At 65.5% G+C, this 21,158-nt stretch carries 23 protein-coding genes; 15 read left to right on the top strand and 8 right to left on the bottom strand.

Features of this window, described 5'->3' with window-relative positions; genetic code table 11:
- Positions 1-34: 34 nt before the first annotated feature.
- Entirely contained in the window at positions 35-967 is a 933-nt protein-coding gene (locus ACNFBT_RS10395; RefSeq protein ID WP_416748971.1) for a lipid A biosynthesis lauroyl acyltransferase, read from the bottom strand.
- Between the two features lie 144 nt (positions 968-1,111).
- Between ACNFBT_RS10395 and minC the strand changes: the two genes are divergently transcribed.
- From minC to ACNFBT_RS10365, 6 genes are all read left to right on the top strand, one after another.
- On the top strand, positions 1,112-2,029 hold the full coding sequence (gene minC / locus ACNFBT_RS10390) for a septum site-determining protein MinC (protein WP_416748969.1): 918 nt from the start codon (positions 1,112-1,114) through the stop codon (positions 2,027-2,029).
- Between the two features lie 61 nt (positions 2,030-2,090).
- Positions 2,091-2,906, top strand: coding sequence for a septum site-determining protein MinD (gene minD, locus ACNFBT_RS10385; protein WP_416748967.1), 816 nt, complete (start codon positions 2,091-2,093; stop codon positions 2,904-2,906).
- Positions 2,903-3,157: a cell division topological specificity factor MinE gene (gene minE / locus ACNFBT_RS10380; RefSeq protein ID WP_043253957.1), complete on the top strand. Its 255-nt coding sequence runs from the start codon at positions 2,903-2,905 to the stop codon at positions 3,155-3,157. The genes minD and minE overlap by 4 nt, the downstream gene beginning before the upstream one ends.
- Positions 3,158-3,242: 85 nt before the next feature.
- Complete coding sequence (locus ACNFBT_RS10375) at positions 3,243-3,878, top strand: RluA family pseudouridine synthase (protein WP_416748965.1); 636 nt, start codon at positions 3,243-3,245, stop codon at positions 3,876-3,878.
- Positions 3,879-4,010: 132 nt separating this feature from the next.
- Positions 4,011-5,300 carry a M18 family aminopeptidase gene (locus tag ACNFBT_RS10370; RefSeq protein WP_416748963.1) on the top strand — a complete coding sequence of 430 codons (1,290 nt, stop codon included), beginning with the start codon at positions 4,011-4,013 and terminating at the stop codon, positions 5,298-5,300.
- 48 nt (positions 5,301-5,348) lie between these two features.
- A complete protein-coding gene (locus ACNFBT_RS10365) occupies positions 5,349-5,750 on the top strand; it encodes a GFA family protein (protein WP_416748961.1) in 402 nt (133 codons plus the stop codon).
- Positions 5,751-5,904: 154 nt separating this feature from the next.
- On the opposite strand, the gene ACNFBT_RS10360 is transcribed toward ACNFBT_RS10365, so the two are convergent.
- Complete coding sequence (locus ACNFBT_RS10360; protein WP_416748959.1) at positions 5,905-6,621, bottom strand: UTRA domain-containing protein; 717 nt, start codon at positions 6,619-6,621, stop codon at positions 5,905-5,907.
- A 357-nt stretch (positions 6,622-6,978) separates the two neighbouring features.
- Here ACNFBT_RS10360 and ACNFBT_RS10355 point away from each other — a divergent pair, with 357 nt between their 5' ends.
- From ACNFBT_RS10355 to ACNFBT_RS10330, 6 genes are read left to right on the top strand one after another with little or no spacing between them, the layout of a single operon-like run.
- A complete protein-coding gene (locus tag ACNFBT_RS10355; protein ID WP_416748957.1) occupies positions 6,979-8,037 on the top strand; it encodes an ABC transporter substrate-binding protein in 1,059 nt (352 codons plus the stop codon).
- Positions 8,038-8,095: 58 nt separating this feature from the next.
- On the top strand, positions 8,096-8,905 hold the full coding sequence (locus tag ACNFBT_RS10350) for an alkaline phosphatase family protein (protein ID WP_416748955.1): 810 nt from the start codon (positions 8,096-8,098) through the stop codon (positions 8,903-8,905).
- Complete coding sequence (locus ACNFBT_RS10345; protein ID WP_416748953.1) at positions 8,902-9,744, top strand: ABC transporter permease; 843 nt, start codon at positions 8,902-8,904, stop codon at positions 9,742-9,744. The genes ACNFBT_RS10350 and ACNFBT_RS10345 overlap by 4 nt, the downstream gene beginning before the upstream one ends.
- On the top strand, positions 9,728-10,516 hold the full coding sequence (locus ACNFBT_RS10340) for an ABC transporter permease (protein WP_416748951.1): 789 nt from the start codon (positions 9,728-9,730) through the stop codon (positions 10,514-10,516). The genes ACNFBT_RS10345 and ACNFBT_RS10340 overlap by 17 nt, the downstream gene beginning before the upstream one ends.
- Entirely contained in the window at positions 10,513-11,508 is a 996-nt protein-coding gene (locus tag ACNFBT_RS10335) for an ABC transporter ATP-binding protein (protein WP_416748949.1), read from the top strand. Before ACNFBT_RS10340 ends, ACNFBT_RS10335 begins: the two co-directional genes overlap by 4 nt.
- The gene (locus tag ACNFBT_RS10330; protein ID WP_416748947.1) at positions 11,508-12,161 is read left to right on the top strand and encodes an HAD family hydrolase; all 654 of its coding nucleotides are present in this window, start codon (positions 11,508-11,510) and stop codon (positions 12,159-12,161) included. Before ACNFBT_RS10335 ends, ACNFBT_RS10330 begins: the two co-directional genes overlap by 1 nt.
- Before the next feature lie 6 nt (positions 12,162-12,167).
- On the opposite strand, the gene ACNFBT_RS10325 is transcribed toward ACNFBT_RS10330, so the two are convergent.
- Positions 12,168-13,331: a site-2 protease family protein gene (locus tag ACNFBT_RS10325; RefSeq protein ID WP_416748945.1), complete on the bottom strand. Its 1,164-nt coding sequence runs from the start codon at positions 13,329-13,331 to the stop codon at positions 12,168-12,170.
- A gap of 28 nt (positions 13,332-13,359) precedes the next feature.
- Entirely contained in the window at positions 13,360-14,322 is a 963-nt protein-coding gene (locus ACNFBT_RS10320) for an NAD(P)H-quinone oxidoreductase (protein ID WP_416748943.1), read from the bottom strand.
- A 138-nt stretch (positions 14,323-14,460) separates the two neighbouring features.
- On the opposite strand from ACNFBT_RS10320, the gene ACNFBT_RS10315 reads away from it, so the two are divergent.
- Together ACNFBT_RS10315 and ACNFBT_RS10310 are read left to right on the top strand one after the other, a co-directional pair.
- A complete protein-coding gene (locus tag ACNFBT_RS10315; RefSeq protein ID WP_416748941.1) occupies positions 14,461-16,539 on the top strand; it encodes a carboxy terminal-processing peptidase in 2,079 nt (692 codons plus the stop codon).
- 89 nt (positions 16,540-16,628) lie between these two features.
- Positions 16,629-18,377, top strand: coding sequence for a GGDEF domain-containing protein (locus tag ACNFBT_RS10310; protein ID WP_416748939.1), 1,749 nt, complete (start codon positions 16,629-16,631; stop codon positions 18,375-18,377).
- Between the two features lie 2 nt (positions 18,378-18,379).
- On the opposite strand, the gene ACNFBT_RS10305 is transcribed toward ACNFBT_RS10310, so the two are convergent.
- The 3 genes from ACNFBT_RS10305 to ACNFBT_RS10295 form a co-directional block, all read right to left on the bottom strand.
- Entirely contained in the window at positions 18,380-18,796 is a 417-nt protein-coding gene (locus ACNFBT_RS10305; protein WP_416749458.1) for a sel1 repeat family protein, read from the bottom strand.
- Between the two features lie 70 nt (positions 18,797-18,866).
- The gene (locus tag ACNFBT_RS10300) at positions 18,867-19,232 is read right to left on the bottom strand and encodes a hypothetical protein (protein ID WP_152221681.1); all 366 of its coding nucleotides are present in this window, start codon (positions 19,230-19,232) and stop codon (positions 18,867-18,869) included.
- Positions 19,229-19,546, bottom strand: coding sequence for a helix-turn-helix domain-containing protein (locus tag ACNFBT_RS10295; RefSeq protein ID WP_416748936.1), 318 nt, complete (start codon positions 19,544-19,546; stop codon positions 19,229-19,231). Before ACNFBT_RS10295 ends, ACNFBT_RS10300 begins: the two co-directional genes overlap by 4 nt.
- Before the next feature lie 87 nt (positions 19,547-19,633).
- Here ACNFBT_RS10295 and ACNFBT_RS10290 point away from each other — a divergent pair, with 87 nt between their 5' ends.
- Complete coding sequence (locus ACNFBT_RS10290) at positions 19,634-20,392, top strand: substrate-binding periplasmic protein (RefSeq protein ID WP_416748934.1); 759 nt, start codon at positions 19,634-19,636, stop codon at positions 20,390-20,392.
- Here the strand turns inward: ACNFBT_RS10290 and ACNFBT_RS10285 are convergent.
- A complete protein-coding gene (locus ACNFBT_RS10285) occupies positions 20,380-20,799 on the bottom strand; it encodes a YkvA family protein (RefSeq protein WP_416748933.1) in 420 nt (139 codons plus the stop codon). The two genes, ACNFBT_RS10290 and ACNFBT_RS10285, sit on opposite strands and share 13 nt — an antisense overlap.
- Positions 20,800-21,158 lie beyond the last annotated feature (359 nt).

Below are 21,158 nucleotides of genomic sequence, written 5' to 3'. Positions count from 1 at the left end.
TTGTCGCGTCGTATCCAGATTAGCTGGCCGGAACCTACTTCTTCCTTGCGTAGAGCTTGGGCTCGCCTTCGGGGCGGCTCTTGAAGCGGCGATGGGCCCAGAGGTACTGCTCGGGCTGGCGGCGGATCTCCCGCTCGACCCACTGGTTGACGCGCAGGCAATCGGCCTCCTCGGTCTCGCCGGGGAAGTCGTCCAGCGGCGGATGGATGGTCAGGCGATAGCCGGTGCCGTCGGCCAGGCGCGACTGGGTGAAGGGGCATACCTGCGCGCGGCCCAGGCGGGCGAATTTGGTGGTGGCGGTGACGGTGGCGGCCTGGATGCCGAACAGCGGCACGAAGATGCTCTGCTTGATGCCGTAGTCCTGGTCCGGCGCATACCAGATGGCGCGGCCGGCGCGCAGTACCTTGAGCATGGCGCGCACGTCCTCGCGCTCGATGGCGGTGGCGTCGGCGTTGTGCCGTTCGCGGCCGGTGCGCTGCACGAAGTCGAACACCGGGTTGTCGTGCTCGCGGTACATGCCGTCGATGGTCTGTACCTGGCCGAGCAGCGCCGCACCGATTTCCAGGGTGGTGAAGTGCATGGCCATCAGGATCACGCCCTTGCCCTCGGCCTCGGCCTTGCGCAGGTGCTCCAGCCCCTCGATGTGCGCCAGCTTCGCCAGACGGGCCTTGGGCCACCACCAGCTCATGGCCATCTCGAAGAAGGCGATGCCGGTGGAGGCGAAGTTTTCCTTCAAGAGGCGGGTGCGCTCGGTGGCGGACAGCTCCGGGAAGCACAGTTCCAGGTTGCGCGCGGCAATCGCCCGGCGGCTACCGACCACGCAGTACATCGCCGCGCCCAGCACGCGTCCCAGCCAGAGCAGCGTCGGATACGGCAGTTGCACCACCAGCCAGAGCACGCCGAGGCCCAGCCAGAGCGGCCAGTGGCGGGGATGGAGGAACTCACGGCGAAATGTGGGGCGGTCCATGGAACTTTCCGGCATCGATCAAAGCCGGACATTCTACCTTGCCAATGCGCACCGCGCCTGCTTCGAGCCCTAGCAATCGGCCACGCTTGCGGCTGCCGGGGCGGTCCGCTATAAGTCCAACCCATTTAATGACGCAGTCCGATCATGAGCCAAGCTGACCTTCTCGACCACGATCCCGTATTCCAGCTCAAGGGCAGCATGCTCGCCGTCACCGTTCTGGAACTGGCCCACAACGACTTGCCGCGCCTGGACCGGCAGCTCGCCGACAAGGTCGCCCAGGCGCCCAACTTCTTCCGTGACACCCCGCTGGTGCTGGCGCTGGACAAGCTGCCCGACGGCGAGGGCCAGCTCGACCTTCAGGGCGTGCTGGACATCTGCCGCCGCCACGGCCTGCGCACCCTGGCGATCCGCGCCAGCCGCGAGGAAGACATCCGCCTGGCGACCATGTTCGACATTCCCGTGCTGCCGCCGTCCGGCTCGTCCCGCGAGCGCATCGTCGAGCCGAAGGACGCGGTCGCCCCGCTGACCGGCGCCACCCCGGTGCGCCGCCCGCGCGGCGAGCGCCTGTCCGAGAAGGCCGTGGAACAGGCCGCCGGCAGCGCCAGCGTAGCGACGGAAAAGCCCGCCGAGGCGATTCCGGCCGAGACCCAGGCGGATAAATCCGCCGAAGGCCAGGAGCCGGAAAAGGACGCCGCGCCGGAAAAACCGGCCGAAGCGCCGGCACCGGTCGTCCGTCCGACCAAGCTGGTTACCACGCCGGTGCGTGGTGGCGTGCAGATCTATGCCGCCGGCGGCGACCTGATCGTGCTGGCTCCGGTCAGCCCGGGCGCGGAACTTCTCGCCGACGGCAATATCCATGTTTACGGTCCGATGCGCGGTCGTGCCCTGGCCGGTGTCAAGGGCGACACCAGCGCGCGGATTTTCTGCCAGCAACTGGCCGCGGAACTCGTGTCCATCGCTGGTAATTACAAGGTCGCCGAAGACCTTCGACGCAGTCCGCAATGGGGGCAGGCGGTGCACGTCAGCCTGTCGGGTGACGTGTTGAACATCACCCGCCTTTAACGGATACTGCCGCGACTTTCAGGGACCAGAATTCTTCGTTTTTTCTTTGGGGTGAATCACCTTGGCCAAGATCCTCGTAGTCACTTCCGGTAAGGGTGGCGTCGGTAAAACCACCACTAGCGCAGCCATCGGCACCGGCCTGGCCCTGCGCGGCCACAAGACCGTCATCGTCGACTTCGACGTGGGCCTGCGTAACCTCGACCTGATCATGGGCTGCGAACGCCGCGTGGTGTACGACTTCGTCAACGTCATCAACGGCGAAGCCACCCTCACCCAGGCCCTGATCAAGGACAAGCGCCTCGAAAACCTGTACGTGCTGGCCGCCAGCCAGACCCGTGACAAGGACGCCCTCACCCAGGAAGGCGTCGGCAAGGTGATGGAAGAGCTCAAGCAGACCTTCGACTACATCATCTGCGACTCCCCGGCGGGCATCGAGAAAGGCGCCCACCTGGCCATGTACTTCGCCGACGAGGCGATCGTCGTGACCAACCCGGAAGTCTCCTCGGTCCGCGACTCCGACCGCATGCTGGGCCTCCTGGCCAGCAAGTCCGCCCGCGCCGAAAAGGGCGAGGACCCGATCAAGGAACACCTGCTGCTGACCCGCTACAACCCCGAGCGCGTCACCAAGGGCGAAATGCTGGGCGTCGAGGACGTCGAGGAAATCCTGGCCATCCGCCTGCTCGGCGTGATCCCGGAGTCCCAGGCCGTGCTCAAGGCGTCCAACCAGGGCGTACCGGTCATCCTCGATGAAGAGAGCGATGCCGGCCAGGCCTACAGCGATGCGGTAGAGCGTCTGCTGGGCAAAGAGATGCCGCATCGATTCCTCGATGTGCAGAAGAAAGGATTCCTGCAAAGACTGTTCGGAGGACGTGAATGAGCCTTTTAGATTTCTTCCGCAGCCGGAAGGCGCAATCCAGCGCCTCCATCGCGAAAGAAAGACTCCAGATCATCGTCGCCCACGAGCGCGGCAACCGTTCGCAACCGGACTACCTCCCGCAGCTGCAGAAAGACCTGCTGGAAGTGATCCGCAAATACGTGCCCATCGACCAGGAACAAGTCCAGGTCGAGCTGGCCAACCAGGGCAGCTGTTCGATCCTGGAACTCAACATCACCCTGCCGGAGCGTTGATCCGGCGCTGGTGAACCTGCGGCGGCTTCGGCCGCCGCAGTCGTTTTCGTCCCTTTTTTCGCGTAAGAGTCGCGCAAGAGCCTCCATGCCGCTTTCCCAGATCGAATTCGTCCATGTGGACGCCGCCCTGCTGGTGGTGAACAAGCCTACCCTTCTGCTCTCCGTGCCCGGTCGCGCGGACGACAACAAGGACTGCCTGATCACCCGCCTGCAGGAAAACGGTTACCCGGAAGCGCGCATCGTCCACCGTCTGGACTGGGAAACCTCCGGCCTGATCGTCCTGGCCCGCGACGCCGACAGCCACCGCGAGCTGTCCCGGCAGTTCCACGACCGCGAAACCGAGAAGGCCTACACCGCGCTGTGCTGGGGTGAGCCGGAACTGGACAGCGGCCGCATCGAGGCTCCGCTGCGCTACGACCCGCCGACCAAGCCGCGCCATGTGGTGGACTTCGAGCAGGGCCGCCACGCGCTGACTTTCTGGCGCGTCATGGAGCGCCACGGCAACTGGAGCCGCGTCGAACTCACCCCGATCACCGGTCGCTCGCACCAGTTGCGCGTGCATATGCTGAGCATCGGCCATCCGCTGCTGGGCGACCGCCTGTACGCCGAAGGCGAGGCCCTCACCCTGCGCGACCGTCTGTGCCTGCACGCCAGCATGCTCTGTCTGACCCATCCGCTGACCGGCGAGCGGCTGCGCTTCGAGTCTCCCGCGCCGTTCTGATGCCGCGGCTAATCGGCGTACAACCGCGAACGGTTGTACGCCCTACGCTTGGCACTTCGTCGGAGCGAGGTCCCAGCCGCAGATGCCCACATTTGCGATAAACTTCCGGCCATTCGCTGTTCGGAGTTACCCATGCGCGCAGAACTCAACCAGGGCCTGATCGAATTCCTCGCGGCCTCCCCCACGCCTTTCCACGCCACCCAGACCCTCGCCCGTCACCTCGACGAGGCCGGCTACCAGCGTCTGGACGAGCGCGATGCCTGGCGTACCGAAGCCGGTGGCCGCTATTACGTCACCCGCAACGATTCCTCGCTGATCGCCTTCAAGCTCGGCACCGCGCCGCTGCTGGAGAGCGGCCTGCGCCTGGTCGGCGCGCACACCGACAGCCCCTGCCTGCGGGTCAAGCCGAACCCCGAGCTGGTGCGCCAGGGCTACTGGCAACTGGGCGTCGAGGTCTACGGCGGCGCGCTGTTCGCGCCCTGGTTCGATCGCGACCTGTCGCTGGCCGGCCGCGTCACCTTCCGCCTGGCCGGCAAGGTGGAAAGCAAGCTGATCGACTTCAAGGCGCCGATCGCCGTGATCCCCAACCTGGCCATCCACCTCAACCGCGAGGCCAACATGGGTTGGGCGATCAACGCGCAGACCGAGCTGCCGCCGATCCTCGCCCAGGTTTCCGCCGGCGAAGGCCGCGACTTCCGCGACCTGCTCGGCGAACAGCTGCAGCTGGAGCACGGCATCACCGCCGACGCCATCCTCGACTACGAACTGAGCTTCTACGACACCCAGCGCGCCGCCGTGATCGGCCTCGACCAGGGCTTCATCGCCGGCGCCCGCCTGGACAACCTGCTGTCCTGCTACGCCGGCCTGCAAGCCCTGCTGGGCAGCAGCAACGAGCAGAGCGGCGTGCTGGTCTGCACCGACCATGAAGAAGTCGGCTCCTGCTCCGCCTGCGGCGCCGACGGTCCGTTCCTCGAGCAGGTGCTGCGCCGCGTGCTGCCTGAGAACGACATCTATACCCGCGCCGTACAGCGCTCGCTGCTGGTCTCCGCCGACAACGCCCACGGCGTGCACCCCAACTACGCCGACAAGCACGACGCCAACCACGGCCCGAAGCTCAACGGCGGCCCGGTGATCAAGATCAACAGCAACCAGCGCTACGCCACCAACAGCGAGACCGCCGGCTTCTTCCGCCACCTGTGCCTGGAAAACGAAGTGCCGGTGCAGAGCTTCGTGACCCGCAGCGACATGGGCTGCGGCTCCACCATCGGTCCGATCACCGCCAGCCAGATCGGCGTGCGCACCGTGGACATCGGCCTGCCGACCTTCGCCATGCACTCCATCCGCGAGCTGGCCGGCAGCCAGGACCTGCACTACCTGGCCAAGGTGCTCAGCGCCTTCTACGACAGCGCCGACCTGCCCTGACCCCGAACGCCCGCACCCGCCGGGCGTTTTTCTTTCAGGAGATCGAACATGCCCTTCAACGGAAGCTGCCTGTGCGGCGACATCGCCTATGAGGTCGACGGCCTGGACATGCCGATCGGCCATTGCCACTGCCATACCTGCCAGAAAGCGCATTCGGCAGCCTTCGCGACCACCGCGGGAGTGATGCGCGAGCACTTTCGCTGGACGCGTGGCGCGGACAAGGTCGCCGCCTATGAGTCATCCCCCGGCAAGCTGCGCAAGTTCTGTCCACGCTGCGGGACGCAACTGATCGCCGAGCGCGCCGGCCAGCCCCACGTCATCGTTCGCGTGGCAAGCCTGGACGACGACCCGGGCACGCGGCCGGCGCGGCATATCTGGGTGTCCCACGACCGGCCCTGGCTGGCGCAGGACAGGATTCCGGCCTACCCGGAGTGGAATCCGGATCGCTGAACTACTCCGGCATCATTGGGGTGTGCACGAAGGGCTTTTCGTAGGACCGAAGGGGCGCCTAGCCCTTGCTTGCGAACAGATTCAGCCAGTTGCACCGGTGTTAGGCGGTTCGCGAGCAAGCTCGCTCCTACAGGTTCCAGACCGTGCCGAGCGGTCAGTCCGGCACTTCCACGCTCACGTGAATCGCATCGTGCCGCCAGAACTCCAGGTCGCAATCGATGATCCGTCCGTGCTGGTCGCGGTTGATCCGGGTGATGCGCAGCGCGGGGCTGCCTTCGGCGACGCGCAGCACACTGGCGGCCTCGCCGTGCAGGGCGGTGGGCACCATGTCGAAGCGCACGCGGCCGTAGCGGATGTCGTAGCGGCTGCCGTACAGCTCAGTCAGCGAGCAGGTGAGGTCGCAGTCGAGAATGCCGGGGAAGTACGCCGGGTTGAGGTAATGCTCGACGTAGAGCACCAGGCGGCCGTCCACCCGCCGCAGCCGGCGAATCTGGTACACGCTGGACAGCGCCGGCAACTCCAGCAGCTCACAGATCGCCGCGCTGGCGGGAATCTGCCGGGCCGACAGCACTTCGGTCGCCGGCACCCGACCCTGCCCTTCCACCATCGCGTGGTAATGGCTGCGCACCAGCGGGTTGTACAGCAGGCGCGGCGGCGAGACGAACCAGCCACGGCGTTCCTCGCGGTAGATCAGCCCCTGCGCCTCCAGTTGGCCCAGGGCCTCGCGCAAGGTGATCCGCGTGGTATCGAACAGTTCGCTCAACTTGCGCTCGGCCGGCAGCTTGCCGCCGGCGCTGAGCAGCCCGCTGTCGATCTGTTCGATCAGTGCCCGGCAGATCGCCGTCACCGTGGGTAGCGCCGTGTCGCGCATGCCGACTCCTCTTTTGGCCTAGTCCAGCCCCGAAACGGGGCATTTCGTTGCACGTCCGGGGTGCCTTCATCCTAGGAAAATCCCGTGACGGTCCCGTGACAGCCAGCTTTCAAGCAGCGCCCATGCCAGCCTTCAGCAAGCAGCGTAGCCCAATGAAACCGGGGGATTGGCGATGGTCTACGCTTTCTCCGGATGCCCCGCCAGATTGCCTCGCTGCCCGAGTCCGCGCCAGGCCGGACATCAAACTGTCATCCAGGCCACATAGATTGGCCTGGGTCTTGCTGATCTAGACCACTTGTTTCCCCGCGTCGGCGGATGCCCGACACGGACCTACCCTAACGATCGAAGGAGCACCGAATGAAACGCTTGCTTGCTTCACTGCTGGGATCGGCCATTGCCATCGGCAGTGGCCTCGCCATGGCGGCCGACGCCAACCTGCAATCGCTGGAAGCCGCCGCCCGCAAGGAAGGCCAGGTGAACAGCGTGGGCATGCCCGACAGCTGGGCGAACTGGAAAGACACCTGGAAGGACCTGGAAAGCAAGTACGGCCTGAAGCACATGGACACCGACATGAGCTCGGCCCAGGAGTTGGCCAAGTTCAAGGCCGAAGCCGAGAACGCCAGCGCCGACATCGGCGACGTTGGTGCCGCCTTCGGCCCCATCGCTGTGCAGCAGAACGTCAGCCAGCCCTACAAACCGAGCACCTGGGACCAGGTTCCGGACTGGGCCAAGGACAAGGACGGCCACTGGGCGCTGGCCTACACCGGCACCATCGCCTTCATCGTCAACAAGCAACTGGTCAAGGACGTTCCGCACAGCTGGGCCGACCTGCTCAAGGGCAAGTACAAGGTCACCATCGGTGACGTGAGTGCCGCGGCCCAGGCGGTCAACGGCGTACTGGCGGCGAGCATCGCCAATGGCGGCGACGAGAAGAACATCAAGCCGGGCCTGGAGTTCTTCGCGCAGATCGCCAAGCAGGGCCGCCTGTCGCTGACCAACCCGGTGATCAACACCCTGGAGAAGGGTGAAGTGGAAGTCGGCATCGTCTGGGACTTCAACGGCCTGAGCTACCGCGACCAGATCGACCCGTCGCGCTTCGAAGTGCTGATCCCCTCCGACGGTTCGGTGATCTCCGGCTACACCACCATCATCAACAAGTACGCGAAGAACCCGAACGCCGCGAAGCTGGCCCGCGAGTACATCTTCAGCGACGCCGGCCAGATCAACCTGGCCAAGGGCAATGCCCGTCCGATCCGCGCCGAGCACCTGACCCTGCCGGCCGAGGTGAAGGCCAAGCTGCTGCCCAACGAGCAGTACGCCAAGGCCCAGCCGATCAAGGACGCCAAGGCCTGGGAAGAGACCTCCAAGCGCCTGCCGCGCCTGTGGCAGGAAAACGTCATCATCAACATGCAGTGACGCCCGGCTGCCCCGGTTCGCCGGGGCGGTTTCACGCTCCGACAAAGGCCCCGCCCCCATGCGCCACGACGTCATCCTGGTCGTTCTAGACGGCCTCAACTACAGCGTCGCCCACGACTGCATGGGCCACCTGCAGGCCCTGTGCAACGCCGGCCGCGGCCAGCTCTACCGGCTCGAATGCGAGCTGCCTTCGCTGTCGCGCCCGCTCTACGAATGCATCCTCACCGGGGTACCGCCCATCGACAGCGGCATCCTGCACAACGACGTGTCGCGCCTGTCGAACCAGCGCAGCCTGTTCCACTACGCCCGCGCCGCCGGCCTGACGACCGCCGCGGCGGCCTACCACTGGGTCAGCGAGCTGTACAACCGCACGCCCTTCGACCCGGCCCGCGACCGCCATACCAACGACGATTCCCTGCCGATCCAGTACGGGCACTTCTACTGGACCGACCACTATCCCGACTCGCACCTGTTCACCGACGCCGAGTCGCTGCGCCGCCGCCATGCGCCGAACTGCCTGCTGGTGCACCCGATGAACATCGACGACGCCGGGCACAAGCATGGCCTGGGCACTCCGCAGTACCGCAACAGCGCGCGGCATGCCGACATCATCCTCTCCGAGTACCTGCACCAGTGGCTGGCCGCCGACTACCAGGTGATGGTCACCGCCGACCACGGCATGAACGACGACCGCAGCCACGGCGGCATCCTGCCGGAGGAGCGCGAAGTGCCGTTGTTCGTCTTCGGCGATGCCTTCAGCCTCGATGACCAGGCGCGCCCGCGCCAGGTCGAGCTGTGCGGCACGTTGTGCGAGATCCTCGGCGCGCCCCACGACAAACCCGTCTGCCGGGAGCTGCTCAAGGCATGAGATCGAATCGCGGCAAACTCATCGCCCTGCTCTGCCTGCTGCCCTTCGCGGCGTTCTTCATCGCATTCCAGGTGGCCCCGCTGGCCTGGGTCGCGATCAACAGCCTGCGCACCAGCGACGCCTGGGGCCTGGGCAACTTCGCCGAAATCCTCGGCTCGCCCTTCTACCGCCAGGCGATCCGCTACAGCCTGGAAATATCGATCTGGTCGAGCCTGATCGGCCTGTTCATCGCCGTGCTCGGCAGCTACTCGCTGCGCCAGGTGGACAGCAGGCTGCGCGACTTCGTGATGGCCTTCGCCAACATGACCAGCAACTTCGCCGGGGTGCCGCTGGCCTTCGCCTTCATCATCATCCTCGGCTTCAACGGCGCCATCACTCTGCTGCTCAAGCAGGCAGGGCTCATCGAGGACTTCAACCTCTACTCGAAGACCGGTCTGATCATCCTCTACACCTACTTCCAGATTCCGCTGGGGGTGATGCTGCTCTTCCCCGCCTTCGACGCCCTGCGCGAAGACTGGCGCGAATCCGCCGCGCTGCTGGGCGCCAGCCACTGGGCGTTCTGGCGGCACATCGGCATCCCGGTGCTGACCCCGGCACTGCTGGGCACCTTCGTCATCCTCCTGGCCAACGCCCTGGGCGCCTACGCCACGGTGTATTCGCTGACCACCGGCAATTTCAACGTGGTGACGATCCGCATCGCCGGCCTGGTTTCGGGCGACGTGTTCCTCGACCCGAACATGGCCAGTGCACTGGCGATGTTCCTGGTCGGCCTGATGACCCTGATCACCCTCGCCCACCAGTGGCTGCTGCGCCGGAGCTACCATGTCCAGAAGCGCTAATTCGCTGTACCACCGCGTGGTGGTGTATGCGCTGTTCCTGATCCTGCTGCTGCCGCTGGCGGCCACCCTGCTCTACTCGCTGGCCACATCCTGGAGTGCCAGTGTGCTGCCCGACGGCCTGACCCTGAAGTGGTACTTCACGCTGTGGAGCGACCCGCGCTTCCTCACCGCCTTCGGCCAGTCGCTGCTGGTGTGCTTCGGCTCGCTGGTGCTCAGCGTGGTGCTGGTGCTGCCACTGATGTTCGTCGTGCACTACTACTTCCCGCGTCTGGACGCACTGATGAACGTGCTGATCCTGCTGCCCTTCGCGGTACCGCCGGTGGTCTCCTCGGTCGGCCTGCTGCAGCTCTACGCGGCAGGCCCGCTGCCGCTGATCGGTACACCCTGGGTGCTGATCGGCTGCTACTTCACCATCGCCCTGCCCTTCATGTACCGGGCGATCAGCAACAACCTGCAGGCGATCAACCTGCACGACCTGATGGACGCCGCCCACCTGCTCGGCGCCAGCACCTGGCAGGCGGCCCTGCTGGTCGTGCTGCCGAACCTGCGCAAGGGTTTGATGGTGGCGCTGTTCCTGTCCTTCAGCTTCCTCATCGGCGAGTTCGTCTTCGCCAACCTGCTGGTGGGCACCCGCTACGAAACCCTGCAGGTGTTCCTCAACAACATGCGCAACAGCAGCGGCCACTACACCAGTGCGGTGGTGGTCTCGTATTTCTTCTTCGTCCTGCTGCTCACCTGGGCGGCGAACCGTTTAAGCAAGGACAAGGCATGAGCTTCCTCAGCGTCGAGACACTGAACAAGAGCTATGGCGACACCACGGTGTTCCAGGACATCGACTTCGCTGCCGAGCGCGGCGAGTTCGTCACCCTGCTCGGCCCCAGCGGCTGCGGCAAATCCACCCTGCTGCGCTGCATCGCCGGACTTACGCCGGTGGACAGCGGGCGCATCCTGCTGGACGGCGAGGACATCGTGCCCAAGAGCCCGCAGAAGCGCGGCATCGCCATGGTGTTCCAGAGCTACGCGCTGTTCCCCAACATGACCGTGGAGCAGAACGTCGCCTTCGGCCTGCGCATGCAGAAAGTGCCGGCGGCGGAATCCGCGCAGCGAGTGCGCGAGGTGCTGGAAATGGTCGAGCTCGGTCCGCTGACCTCGCGCTACCCGCACCAGCTTTCCGGCGGCCAGTGCCAGCGCGTGGCCCTGGCCCGCTCGCTGGTCACCCGCCCGCGCCTGCTGCTGCTCGACGAGCCGCTTTCGGCGCTGGACGCGCGCATCCGCAAGCACTTGCGTGAGCAGATCCGGCGCATCCAGCAGGACCTGAAACTGACCACGGTATTCGTCACCCACGACCAGGAGGAAGCGCTGACGCTGTCCGACCGCATCGTATTGATGAACGCCGGGCGTATCGTCCAGAGCGGTGACGCGGAAACCCTCTACACCGCGCCGGAAAACGTCTTCGCCGCCGGCTTCATCGGCAACTACAACCTGCTCGAAGCCGCCCAGGCGACCCGCCTGCTGGACCGTCCCTTCCAGCAGAAGGTGGCGATCCGCCCGGAATCCCTGCGCCTGAGCGCCGAGACGGGCGACGGCATCCCGGTTCGGGTACTCTCCCACAGCCTTCTGGGCAACGTGATCCGCTACCGGGTGGACGCCACCGGCGTGGAGCTGACCGTGGACGTTCTCAACCGCAGCGCCGAACGCCTGTACCCGGCCGGCACCCTGCTCGGCCTGCAAGTAGACATTGAAAGTATTCGGGAGGTGGCCTGATGGCCCTGGTGATATTCGACCTCGACGACACCCTGATCGACGGCGACTGCGCGAGCCTGTGGAGCAAGCGCATGGCCGATCTCGGCTGGGTCGACGCGGAGTCGTTCCTCAAGCGCGATGCCGAGCTGATGGCGCTGTACGCGCAGGGCAAGCTGCCCATGGAGGACTACATGGCCTTCGCCCTGGAGCCGATGGCCGGGCGCAGCGTCGAGGAAATCGAACGTGAAGTGGAAGCCTTCGTCGAGGACGTGATCGAGCCGCTAATCCACAGCGATGCCTGCGCCACCCTCGCCCGCCACCGCGAAGCCGGCGATCGCCCACTGGTGATCTCGGCCTCCGGCGTGCACCTGGTGCAGCCGATCGCCGAGCGCATTGGCATCGACGAAGTGCTGGCGATCGACCTGGAAGTCGCGAACGGCCACTATACCGGCCGCACCGTCGGCGTCCTCACCTACCGCGAGGGCAAGGTCCTGCGCCTGCTCGACCTGCTGGAAGGCGACGACAGCCAACTGGCCGAGGCGCACTTCTACTCCGACTCGCGCAATGACCTTCCGCTGCTCAAGCTGATCGGCCACCCCCATGTGGTGAACGCCGATCCGGTACTGCTGGAGCACGCGCAGAAGATGGGCTGGGATAGTCTCGCCTGGAGCTGAGCCGGCTCAGCCGCGCAGGAACTGGAGCATGCCCTGCTGAATGCGCGCCTCTTCCTTCTCCATGGAAAGATCGGGCGACTTCGCGGAATGCTCGAGCCCCCGCGCCAACTGACGGCGAAGCTCCTCGTCGTCACCGGCCAGCACTGCGCGCAATGCCAGGCAACGCGCCCAGATGCTGGCATATTCCCGTTGCAGCCGGCTCGGCAGCAGTTCGTCGAACAGGCCAACAGCACTCTTGCCGGCCACCGCCTGGGCGAATGCCAGTTCGGTTTCCATCAACCGCAAGAGGTCGTACAGCGGACGCAGCATCGCGTCCGGCAGCGCCGAACGTTGCGCCTGGAACACCGCGTCCAGTGCGGCCGCTTCCACCCAACGCCCCTGCACCAGCAGCCCCCTGAGGCGGATGTACAGCGCCAGCAGCGACATGGGCTGCCCCTGGGCCTCCAGCAATTGCAGATCCGCGGGGTCCGCCTGATCGGCACACCGCCCCGCGCAGGCGGCCCCCATCAGCCGGGCGAAGGCCAGTTTTGGATGAGCGACATCCAGACCACGCCACCAGCGCAACAGCCAGAGTCCGTCACTGACCTGTGGCTTGCGCTCTACCGGCAGCAAATTGGCGACGCCTACGCAAGCGTTGCAGGCGGCGAAAGCCAGCAGCACTCCGAGGGCGGCACCGGGAGCCAGCCACGCCCCCAGGGCGCCAGCCAGCATGGCAAGAATCAGATTCGCCAGCGGCCCGCCGGCGACGAAGCACATATGTTGCCGCCGCCAGGGAGTGCGTGGGTCCGCGAAAGCCATGACGAAGCCCTGCAGGCGTTTTTGCGTGCGCGGCGGAAAGCCCAGTTTCCAGCCTTTGCGCAACAGCCGGATATCCAGGCGTCCGACACGCATGCGCAGGACAGTCATGCCGGCCCAGCGTGCCGCCAGCAAATGGCCCAGTTCATGGACGACGACGGACAGATAAACAATGCAGAGGCCGGCAACTATGCCCGGCAGACTCCAGATCGCTCCACCGGGCAGCCACAACATGGACAGCAGCACCGCCAACGCGCCAGCAGCGGCGCTCAGACTGAACTGGAGCAGCCAGAGCAGCCCATTGAGCCAGCCCGGCAAGCTCCAGAAGTCACTCGCCGCTTCGCCGTTAACGGCAACCTCCCTGGTCTCCGCCATGTTCGCGCTCCCTGCGTCCGGCGCCTGATTACTTCAGGCTCTCGTCGATCAGCACCACCACCTTGCCCTGCACCTGGTTGCTGGCGAGCGCATCGAAGGCCTTCTGTGCCTGGCCGATCGGGAAGGTCCGCTCCAGTTGCGGGCTCAGTTTGGCAGTTTCGAACAATGGCCAGACCTTCTGCCCCAGCTCCGCCATCAGCCGGGCCTTGAAGTCGGCGTCGCGCGAACGCAGGGTCGAACCGATCAACTGGATGCGCTTGCCCAGCAGCAGGGCCAGATCCAGCTCGGCCTTGCGACCACCCATCAGGCCAATGACCACCCATCGGCCATCGCGGCCGAGGATTTCCAGGTCCATCGCGGCGTAGTTGGCCCCCACCGGATCGAGGATCACGTCGAACGGCGCGAAATCCCGAAGCGTTTCGAGATTCTCGCCGCGCAACGCGCCGCCCTCGGCGCCCAGGCCCTCGCAATAGGCCAGGCGCTCGGCGTTGCCGACGCTGACCCAGCAGGGGCTGCCAAAGGCCTTGCACAGCTGGATGCCGGCGGAGCCGACGCCGCTGGCGCCGGCATGCAACAGCACCTTTTCGCCGGGCTGCAGCGCGCCAAGCATGAACAGGTTCAGCCATGCGGTGGCGTAGACCTCGGGCAGCGCGGCGGCCTCGGCCAGGGAAAGGCCCGCCGGCACCGGCAGGGCATGGCGCTCGTCCACCACCACTTCCTCGGCCATGCCGCCACCGGCCAGCAGCGCGCAGACCCGGTCGCCCACGTGCCAGGTGCTGCCGGCGCCCACCTCGGTCACGACCCCGGAACATTCCAGGCCAATGACGTCGCTCGCCCCGGGCGGCGGCGGGTAGAGACCGGCCACCTGCAACAGGTCGGCGCGGTTGAGTCCCGCGGCGGCGACCTGGATGCGGATCTGCCCCTGTGCGCAAGTCGGGTTCGAGCGCTCGGCCCACTCCACCCGCCCTTCGATACCTTGCAATGCGTTCACGCTGCCTCCATAGTGACCTTGCAGGGCCCGATCCGTAAGGTCGGGCCCTTTCTTCGCGCCGAATTCACCAGCGATTGAACCCGGCGCCGCCAATTACGGCCTAATATGCGTCATAACTCCGCGATCAGTCGAATCAGCATGAAGCGATTTTTGCCCCGTACCGCCCTGTTGTTCATCCTCGGCGCGACCGCCCTGTCCTCGTTCGCCGCCACCAGCAGCCCGAACGTCTGGGATGGCCTGCAGCCGGACCGGGACCAGGTGATCGCCAGCCTCAACATCGTTGAGCTGCTCAAGCGCCACCACTACAACAAGCCGCCGCTGAACGACGACCGCTCGGCGAAGATCTATGACAGCTACCTGAAGATCCTCGACCCGGCGCGCATGTACTTCACCGCCGCCGACATCGACCAGTTCGCGCCCTGGCGCACCCAGTTCGACGACTTCCTGAAGAGCGGCGAGCTGGAGCCGGGCTTCACTATCTACAAGCGCCACCTCGACCGCCTGAAGGAGCGCCTGGACTTCGCCCTGGCGATGCTCGGCAAGGGCGTCGACAAGATCGACTTCACCACCAACGAGTCCCTCGAGATCGACCGCGAGAAGTCTCCCTGGGCGAAGAATAGCGCCGAGCTGGACGACCTGTGGCGCAAGAAGGTGAAGGACGAGGTGCTGCGCCTGAAGATCGCCGGCAAGGACAACAAGGCCATCCAGGACCAGCTGACCAAGCGCTACAAGAACCAGCTGATGCGCCTGGAGCAGACCCGCAGCGAAGACATCTTCCAGGCCTACATCAACGCCTTCGCCCAGACCTACGATCCGCACACCCAGTACCTGTCGCCGGACAGCGCGGAAAACTTCGACATCAACATGAGCCTGTCGCTGGAAGGTATCGGCGCCGTGTTGCAGAGCGACAACGACTACGTGAAGGTCGTGCGCCTGGTACCGGCCGGCCCGGCGGAAAAGAGCAAGCAGATCGCCACCTCCGACAAGATCGTCGGCGTCGCCCAGGGCAAGGGCGAAATGGTCGACGTGGTCGGCTGGCGCCTGGACGAAGTGGTCAAGCTGATCCGCGGTCCGAAAGGCTCGCAGGTGCGCCTGGAAGTGATTCCGGCGAGCAACGCGCCGAACGACCAGACCAGCAAGATCGTCACCATCACCCGCGAAGCGGTGAAGCTGGAAGACCAGGCAGCGAAGAAGTCGGAAATCACCCTCGACCACGAAGGCAAGGCCTACAAGCTGGGCATCATCGACGTGCCGGCCTTCTACCTAGACTTCAAGGCCTACCGTGCGGGCGACCCGGACTACAAGTCCACCACCCGCGACGTGAAGAAGCTGATCAGCGAGCTGCAGAAGGACAACGTCGACGGCATCGTCATCGACCTGCGCAACAACGGCGGCGGCTCCCTGCAGGAAGCCACCGAGCTGACGGGCCTGTTCATCGACCAGGGTCCGACCGTGCTGGTGCGCAACAGCGACGGCCGCGTCGACGTACTCAACGATGACGAAGGCAAGGCCTTCTACACCGGCCCGATGACCGTGCTGGTCAACCGCCTGTCCGCCTCGGCCTCGGAGATCTTCGCCGGCGCCATGCAGGACTACCACCGCGCGCTGATCGTCGGCGGCCAGACCTTCGGCAAGGGCACCGTGCAGACCATCCAGCCGCTGAATCACGGCGAGCTGAAGCTGACCCTCGCCAAGTTCTACCGCGTCTCCGGTCAGAGCACCCAGCACCAGGGCGTGATCCCGGACATCAGCTACCCGTCCATCGTCGACGACAAGGAAATCGGCGAAAGCGCCCTGCCCGACTCCATGCCCTGGGACACCATCAAGCCGGTGCTCAAGGCTCAGGCCGACCCGTTCAAGCCGTTCCTCGACCAGCTGCGCAGCCGGCATGATTCGCGCACCGCGAACAATGCCGACTTCGTCTATGCCCGCGAGCGTCTGGCGCTGGCCCAGGAGCTGATGAAAGAGAAGACCGTCAGCCTCAACGAAGCCAAGCGTCGCGCCCAGCAGACGAGCATCGAGAACCGCCAGCTGGCCATGGAGAACACCCTGCGCAAGTCCAAGGGCCAGGAACCGCTCAAGGAACTGAAGAAGGAAGACGAGAACGCCCTGCCGGAAGAGGACAAGACCAAGCCGCAGGACGACGCCTACCTGACCGAGTCCGGGCACATCCTGATCGACTACCTGAACCTGGATTCGCAGGTCGCCAAACACTGATCGGATGTAATCAAACAGTCATGACGCTGTCGTGAAATGCACAGGGCCGGGAAACCGGCCCTTTGCATTTTCATCCACCGAGAACCGTCATGACCGTCACCGAGCAGTTGAGCGCGCTGGACCAGATCCTCGCTCACGGCGACCTGCACTGCCTGTTCCAGCCCATCCTGTCGCTCTCCGAGCGGCGCCTGGTCGGCTACGAGGCCCTCACCCGCGGCCCCTCCAACGGCCCCCTGCACTCTCCCCTGCCCCTGTTCAGCATCGCCCGCAGCAGCGGCCGCTTGAGCCAGCTCGAACTGCTCTGTCGGCGCCAGGCCTGTGCGCGCTTCCGTGACCTGAATCTCGACGGCAAGTTGTTTCTCAACGTGTCTCCTGAGTCGCTGCTGGAACCCACCCACCAGCCCGGCCGCACCCTGCAGTTGCTGCAGACCTTCGGCATATCACCCAACGACGTGGTGATCGAACTCACCGAGCAGACCCCCATCGAGGATTTCAGCCTGCTCGACACCGCACTCCACCACTACCGGGCGATGGGTTTCTCCATTGCCCTGGACGACCTCGGCGCAGGCTACTCCAGCCTGCGCCTGTGGTCGGAGCTGCGCCCTGACTACGTGAAGATCGACCGCCACTTCATCGAAGGCATCCACCTGGACGCGGTGAAACGCGAGTTCGTCGGCTCGATCATGAAGATGGCCCACGCTTCGCGCGCCCAGGTCATCGCCGAAGGCATCGAGCTGGCAGAAGAGCTCGCGGTGCTCTCGGAAATGGGCATCGACCTGGTGCAGGGCTACCTGTTCGGCCGCCCCAGCGAGCAGCCGCCGCGCGAAGCGCGCAGCCTGTTGCCGGACGTGGACGCCAGCGGCAGCCTGCTCGCCGACGAACCCTCCGACCTGCAGCCGCTACTGCTGGAACAACCGGCGGTACGCGACGACACCCCGACCCATGACGTGCTGGAAGCCTTCCGCGCCCAGGCCAACCTGAACTCCCTGGCGGTGCTCGACCCGCACGGGCGGCCGGTGGGCATCGTGCACCGCCATGCGCTGTCCGATGCGCTGCTCAAGCCCTTCGCCCCGGAGCTTTACGCGCGCAAACCGATCAGCCGGCTGATGAGCGGCGACTTCCTCGCAGTGGAGCGCAGCCAGTCGCTGCAACAGGTCAGCCGCCTGCTGACCAGCCGCGCGCGGCAGCGCATCGAGGAAGACTTCATCATCACCCTGAACGGCCGCTACCTGGGGCTCGGCCGGGTGATCGACGTGCTCAAGCTGATCACCGAACAGAAGATTCGCCAGGCACGCCACGCCAACCCACTGACCCTGCTGCCCGGCAACGTGCCGATCCAGCAGTGCCTGAGCCGGCTGCTGCAGCAGGGCCGGGAAGCCGTGGTGTGCTACGTGGACATCGACAGTTTCAAGCCCTTCAACGACCTCTACGGCTACGCGCGCGGCGATGAAGTGCTGCTGTGCCTGGCGCAATGCCTGGGCGAGCGGGTGGACCCGGCACAAGACTTCGTCGGCCACATCGGCGGCGATGACTTCATGCTGGTGCTAGGCACCCGGGACTGGCGCGAACGCCTCAATCACCTGCTGGAAGACTTCCAGGGACAATGTCGGCGCTTCTATAGCCGCGAGCACCTCGAAGCGGGCTGCTTCGTCTCGCACAACCGCCAGGGACAGCGCGAGGAGTTTCCGTTGCTGTCACTGTCGATCGGTGTCGTGCATCTCACGCCCGGCGCCTGTGCGCGCCTGGATGCCGACCAACTGGCGGGACTGGCCTCTGAGGCCAAACGCCACGCCAAGGCCGTGCCCGGCTACAGCCTGCACATCCTCAACGCCGACTGAATTCAGAGACCCAGCTGATGGGCGCGCGCCTCGAAGCGCGCGGCCTGTGCCTCATCGGGCGGCAACCCCGGGCCGCCACTGCGGTACAGCTCCGCCAGTTGGCGCGCCGCCAGTGGATGACCAGCGTCGGCAGCCTGCCCCCAGTAGCGTGCAGCTTCCTGCGCATCGGCAGCGTGCCGCGTATCGCCCTTGAGCGACTGCACGCCGACCTGATACGCCGCCTTGGCATCGCCTGCGCCAGCGGCCAGGCGCAGCAAACGCAGCCCCTCCTCGCGAGCCCCCAGACCCTGCCCACGGAACAGCAGCAAGTGTCCATAGAAACTCTGCGCAGCGCTATCGCCCAGATTGGCCATGCGCGAGAACTGCCCCTGCATCCATTGCCAGGCGCGCGGTTGGCGCACCAGCCAGGGCCAGCCCATCAGGCGCCGCGCCACGGCGTAGGTCAGCCGCGCGCGCAAACGCCAGTATTGCTCACGGGGTGTCGCCACCTCAGAGCTCCTCGGGGTACTCGAACTCGAAGACCCGCACCACTTCCGCCGCATGCCAGCCCGCCGCGGCCGGGCCATCCGGCGCGCCGGAGAAGCGCCCCAGGCGCTCCACGCATTCGAAGAAGCCGGTACGCGGCAGGCGACTCGCGCCCTGGCTGATCACCAGCGAACTGCGCAACGGACGCCCGGCGCGGGCATCCAGGGCGGCGAGATGTTCGAGGGCGGCGGTCAGGGTGGTCATCGCCGGCGTCGGCAATTGCAGGCGCTCGATCAGCGCCCGGTAGGTCAACAGATGGCGCTGGCGGCGGGCGTCTTCCAGCTCACCGAGCAGGCCTTCCCAGTGTTTGCGACTGATCTGTACGCTCAAGAACCGGACTCCCCACTGCCCAGGGCACGGCGCAGGCCGTGCTGGATGGCGTCGCTGGCCTCGCGCTCGCCGTTCTCGATGAGGGCGAGGTATGACGGACTGATGCCCACCGCACGCGCCAGCATCTCGATCGAAAGCCCGCGCGCCTCGCGCAGGGACTTCCAGTTCGGAGCCTCATCGGATACGGGTGCTGTGGCAGGCTGGACCACCTGAGCGGCGCCGCGGCCGGCGGCGGCCAACAGTGCCTGGTACTCGGCCCAGGGAACAACGGCGTATTCCGCCTCGCCGTCACGCATGATGACTTGCACGTTCATGACAACACTCCTTGCAGGCCGCCATCTTAACAGCCTGACCGGCACCTGTGCCGGCTATACTGCTGCTGCCGTCACTTCCCGCCGACGATGGGGACCGACTTGCAGCGTTTTCTCCTGATCTGCCTCTGTCTGACGAGCGCCCTATGCGGCGCCGAAGAACTGCGCTGGGGCTACTCGCCAAGCAACGGAATGCCCTACGTGGAAAGTATTGACCACGAATTGGCGCACGGCTTCGTCCGCGACCTGGGCGAAAGGATCGGACAGCTTCTGAACCTCGAGGTTCGCTTCATCGAAACCCCTGATAAACGCGTAGAGGCCTCGCTGCAACAGGGCAGCATCCAGCTGCTGTGCATCAACAACCCGCAGTGGATGAGCGCCCCGGAGAAACTGCACTGGTCGCCCAGTCTGTTCGAGGAAGAAGACGTTCTGGCGCAACGCAGTGACGCACCGACCCTGAACACCCTCGACGCCCTTCGCGGCCACACGCTCGGCACCAGCCTCGGCTACGTCTACCCGCCGGCATTGATGGAAGCCTTCGCCAGCCACGCCATCCGCCGCAACGACGTGCGCGACCTCGAAACCCGCCTGCACATGCTCGAACACCAGCGCCTGGACGCCATCGTCGACATGCGCCGCCCGCTGGAATTCCTGTTGCGGGAACATCCCAACCTGAGCATCCAGGTCAATCCCGGCGTCCTGCAGCGCTATTCGATCCGCTGCTCCTACGGCCCGACGCTGCCGATCCCCGCCGAGCGCCTCGACGCGGCGTTGCAGACACTGGTGGACGATGGGTCCATCCAGCGCATGCTCGCCCAACAGGACCAGTTACTGCGTCAGCGGCGCTGAACCGGAGCGGGCAACTGCCTGAGCGCCTCGCGGGTTTCCACACCCTGGCCGTCACGCCACACCTTGAAGGCATCCAGCTCGGACTGCCAGCGGCGCACCACCCAGGCCAGCACGGCCAGGTCATCGAGGAACCCCACGCCCAACAGCCAGTCAGGCACCAGGTCAACCGGCGCCAGGAAATACAGCAGCGCCGCCACGACGGAAACCAGGGCCTGGGAACTGATACCGCGATAATCACCGCGCCCCCAGGCCACCAGCAGCTCCTGCAACAGCTTCAGGTCATTGCGGGCCAGCTTCAGCCGGCCACTCTTGCGCGCCACCGCGAACAGCAACGCCGGCACCCGCCCACGGGCCAGGAATCGTCCGGCGAGGTCCAGGTAGCGATCGAATCCCGGAGGTTTTCTCATCACTCCACCTCGGTAGGAATAATCAGACAGGAATGGTTCAGGTTATCCACCTTTACTGTGGATAACTCTGTTGAAAGAAACCTTCAACATCGCCCAAAGGCCCGAAACATCAGGGCTCCAGACAGATAGGCGATTTTTTATCCAGCCCGACAAATGCGTTAAAAATCATGCAGTTGCGGCTATTCGATGGCCACCTGGATGTCAAGCCCCTGGCATCAGAGCAACTGCGGCAAATATGTGCATAAGCGTAACAACAGGAGGCAGCCTACCCCCAAACAGACCCTCGGGTCAGCCTCCCGTTCCAGAGCCGGTCCCGCAAAAACGAAAACGCCCCGTGGGTAACGGGGCGTATTCATTGG

It is taken from the genome of Pseudomonas sp. NY15181 (genome assembly GCF_048068055.1).
Classification (GTDB): domain Bacteria; phylum Pseudomonadota; class Gammaproteobacteria; order Pseudomonadales; family Pseudomonadaceae; genus Pseudomonas.
This window is presented reverse-complemented; position numbering and strand designations above follow the sequence as displayed.